At 26.8% G+C, this 4,382-nt stretch carries 3 protein-coding genes; all 3 read left to right on the forward strand.

The window, feature by feature from the left end; translation table 11 throughout:
- On the forward strand, nucleotides 1–1,629 hold a 1,629-nt coding region (locus tag MBFIL_RS02670; protein ID WP_066971230.1), incomplete at its 5' end, for a cysteine peptidase family C39 domain-containing protein.
- Between the two features lie 38 nt (nucleotides 1,630–1,667).
- Nucleotides 1,668–2,621, forward strand: a complete 954-nt coding sequence (locus tag MBFIL_RS02675) for a tetratricopeptide repeat protein (RefSeq protein ID WP_066971232.1) — start codon at nucleotides 1,668–1,670, stop codon at nucleotides 2,619–2,621.
- 772 nt (nucleotides 2,622–3,393) lie between these two features.
- Nucleotides 3,394–4,041, forward strand: a complete 648-nt coding sequence (locus MBFIL_RS02680; protein ID WP_066971234.1) for a hypothetical protein — start codon at nucleotides 3,394–3,396, stop codon at nucleotides 4,039–4,041.
- Nucleotides 4,042–4,382: the final 341 nt, after the last annotated feature.

Consider the following 4,382-nt stretch of genomic DNA (forward strand, 5'->3'; position numbering starts at 1 on the left):
CAATTTGGATTCTACAAACAATACAAAAAGACAATAACAGTAAAGAAAAAAGATCCAAAAACTAAAAAAGTGAAAAAAGTAAAAACAACCAAATTAGCATGGAAATCCCTAAAAATATCAAGCAAAAAAATAATCCTAAAGAACAATAAAGCAACAGTAACAATAAAAACAGGCAAAAAATGGCCAATCTACAAATTCACAGCAAAAATAGACAATCAAAAGCTAGAAAAAATTTTCACACCACCCTGTGATTTAAAAGTCGTTGTTATAGCTACTCCTAATCCTGTTGGTCAATTTAGTTTGTTAACTTATTCTATTTATATTAAAAATAATGGACCTGGAGATGCTTTAGATGCTAAGTTGTCAGCAAAATTCCCTAAGTTAGGATCCGCTTCTTATTCTTTAAATGGCATTAAATGGAAAAAATTCAAAAGATCAATTAATATTGGTAAAATAAATAAAAATAAACAGATTATAATTTACATCAGAGGTTTAACTTCTTCAAATTTCCATGGTACAGTTAATAATACTGTTTCAGTTAAAAATTCAGTATATGATTTGAAAAAGTCCAATAATGTATATCATTCAAAGGTACGTATTGTAAGAAATAGTAGTAACTATCCTCCATATTGTGGTCCTAACACATTACAAACAGCTTTAGCATCTGAAGGAGTGTTTGTAAGCAAATCTAAATTAACGAAAGAATTAAAGCCTAATAAAAAAGGATTAACCTCATTATATATGATGAAAAAAGTAGCCAATAAGCATAGTCTTAAATTAAATCCAATTCAGATTTCTGCAAATAAACTCAAAAAAGGAGATATTGCTCTTTTAAAATGGAAATCATACACACATTATGTTAATATTTTATCTGTCAATGATAAATATGTTACAATTAGTGATCCAATATTTGGTCCTATTAAACTCACTATGAAAGATTTTAAAATGTTATACAGTGGTTATGCGCTATCAACTGAAAAGAAAGGAAAACCAGTTCCAACTGCTAAACAAAAACAAATAAAAGGAGGATTCACTGGAGTTGAGGAGCTTATAGGAGGAGGAGCTATTTTAATAGTGGTTCTCGCGATTTGTGCTCTTGCAGCTATCGGATTGATTCCAGAAAGCACTAGAGATGAGATACTAAATGGTATAAAAAAAGGAATTATGGATTTAGGTGAAGCATTTACTAAAGTTCTAATTAATTTAGCTCGATCAGGAGGAAAACGTAGAGCAGAAAGAAGTAAATTAAATTTTGTAACTAATATGTATCGTAATGGAGAATATTTTAAATCATTCGATCGCTGCAAAAAAGTAAATGGTTCGGAAAGAGTTAAGTGTTATATTGTATCTATATTGGTACTGGGTTTAGTTCTAACTGGTTCTTCTGATGTTATGTATTGGACTTTACGAGAGTATTTCCTATCTCCTCCAAAATCTTCTACTACCCCACAAAATAGGAATAATTATAATCCTTACAATTATAAAGACGTGCTAGCTAACCCTAATTTAAAAATAGGGCGAGATTATACATTAACTGTCCCAAGTGACAGAGGTACTATGTTAGGTCCAAAGAGATCTGATAATACTATTAAAGTTACATATTTGCCTAAATATATAAAACGACATTAGTTAAATTTAAATATACTTATATCTCATGAGGTATTTCTATGAATCTTAAAAAATTTTTCTCAAATATTATATTTGGTATTTACACTATTCTACTAATATTTTTTGGTATTTTAGGATGGGGACATGAATTTGGGATTTATTTTAATAGTTTAATTCTTAAAATTTATCCAAACTCTCCAAAAGCATGGGATAATAAAGGAGTGGCTTTTGGCACTATTGAAAAGTATGATGAAGCCCTTAATTGTTTTAATAATGCAATTAAGCTAAATCCTGATTATTTTGATGCAAATTTTAATAAAGCTATTAACTATCATAATATGAATAAATATAAACATGCTCTAAAAGGGTGGAATAAATGTCTTAAACTTAAGCCTAATTATTTTTATTTAAAATTAAATAAGGCTGCAGAATTATTTTATTTAAATGAATTAGATAAAGCATATGACTTAATTTCTACTATTCCCCCTGAATTTCAAGAGTCATGGACTTTTTTATATATTAAAGGAATTATATTTAAAGATAAGCAAAAATTCGTAGAATCTAACAAATGTTTTGACAAAATTATTAACTCAAAACTTGATTTGAAAAAGCAATTATATGTTAGAGATAAACTTTCGTTTTATAAAGAACTTAAGTTAATTAAAGAAGAATCGTTTTTTCATTATGCTTTTAATTGTTATATGTTAGGAGATTTAGAAAAAGCACTTGATTTAGAACTGCAAGGTCTTAAATCAGCACCATATAATTATACTGAGGTTTCTTTTTGTGGTACACTTTATTATCTTTTAGGTAATTATGAAGAAGCTGAGAAGTATCATCTTAGATCTTTAAAACATATTCCTAATGATGAATTTGCCTTATATTATCAAGGCAGAATATTTGAAAAAACTGACAGAATTCCACAAGCTATTGAAAATTTTAATAAAGTTTTAGAAATTGAACCTGAATGTGATGAAGCTAAAAAAAGATTGAAAGAGTTGAAAGGACAATGACCAGAATTATATTGAGGAGTTGCATAAGATTGGGAAATTTTTCCCCACAATTTCATATATTATATAATTCGTTCTGTTTCTTTTATAAAGAGTAATTCTGTTTATAATTTGGTTCTTGATTCAAATAATCTTTCAGAACTTAATTCTGATAATATGATATTTAAAACATTTCACTTTACTTGATAGGAATAATCCTAAGAACAGATAGAAATAGATTTTTTAATGTTAATAAAAGCATTTCTTAATTTAAATTGCTTATTTTTTGAAATAGCTTTTGTTCAAACTTTTTTTAAAAGTTTGTTTCATGTTAGTGAAAGCATTTCTTAATTTAAATTGCTTATTTTTTGAAATAGCTTTTGTTCAAACTTTTTTAAAAGTTTGTTTCATGCGAATAAAAAGTGTACATTAGTTGAAAAGTCCTTTAAGGTTGTGATTATTTATGGGTTTATTTGATAGTATTGATGAAATGATGGCTGAAGATTTTGAAAGGTTTAATGATTTTAAAGATGTTAGTAGAATAGGAGTATTATTTTATAGGTGATATTGGAATGCTATTGATGAATCATTAGATGATGATCATGATGGTGTTAAAATTAGAATTCACAGGATTTTATTTTAAATTTGTTAGGTAAGTATGAAGAAGATATTGAGTTTTTATTATATGATTTCTGAATATCTCATGAAGCTTAATAAGAAAGAGGAAGCAGATGATTAATATAATATGTAAATTTTCAGAATTTGATTCCAAGTAAATATTAATATGGTGATTATAATGTTATTAACAAGTAATGAAAAGAAGCTATTTTTCCCTTTATTTATTGCTTTTATGTTTACGCAAGTTATGGCTTATTTTTTAGCAGATTATAACTGGTGGTGGTATAACCTATCTTTATTAATAGTTTTGATTCAGGTATTTATTTTTGTTTTAAATCCTTCTTTGATTTGTGGGTATTATGCAAGAGATTCTACTATGGAAAAAATTCTTTTAACATGTATATCTATTATTTTCATATTTTCATTGTTTTATTTTGGTCATAATATTAATATTTTTTACATTTTTGTAAGTGCTTCATATTTAGGATTTTTTTTAACAGCAACTTCTAATTTTCCTGAAAATCATAACACTCCAACTTTTAAAGAATCCGTTTTAGATATTATAGTTTGTTGTGTATTATTTTATTATTTAGTCTATTTCAATGATTTACATGGTTCTTCAGAGGCTTTATTACATTCAGTTCAAATAATCCTTATATCTATATTCTGGTTTTATGTTTCTAGGTTTTCTGATTCTGAATTTGAAAATTCTAGAATTTTCACTGAATATAAATGGGGCTTTGGCATCCTTTCTATAATTGGTTTCATTTTAGTTATTTGCATAGGTTTTTTCATTTTCACAGGTTGGGGAGTTGCTTACTACTGATTATTTGGCTTTAAATTTTTTAATAATGTGATTTAAGGACGTATAAAAACATGATGAAAAGAAATATTACTAATATGTTCATTAATTATAAAGCTTGTTTCAAGGAATATCATTTAATACAGCTCTTTTTTAAAATGAATACTATCTTTTAGCTCTTGAACATCTATACTTTCAGGATCATCTACTTCAGCAATCCCTACACTATCACCAAAATGGCTATGTCAAAAACTTCATGGTTGAGATAATTTTTCCTCTTTCTTGCTCCCATTTTATTCTTTGAAGATCTAAATAGGTTGTTATTCCTTGTTCTGTCTTGTATATTTTTTTCAGGTGTCTTGGTA

Source organism: Methanobrevibacter filiformis, assembly GCF_001639265.1.
In the GTDB taxonomy this organism is placed as follows: Archaea; Methanobacteriota; Methanobacteria; order Methanobacteriales; family Methanobacteriaceae; genus Methanacia; species Methanacia filiformis.

Coding starts and splice junctions, on each gene's coding strand:
- MBFIL_RS02675 (WP_066971232.1), top strand. CDS start 1,668: ATGAATCTTAAAAAATTTTTCTCAAATATTATATTTGGTATTTACACT.
- MBFIL_RS02680 (WP_066971234.1), top strand. CDS start 3,394: ATGTTATTAACAAGTAATGAAAAGAAGCTATTTTTCCCTTTATTTATT.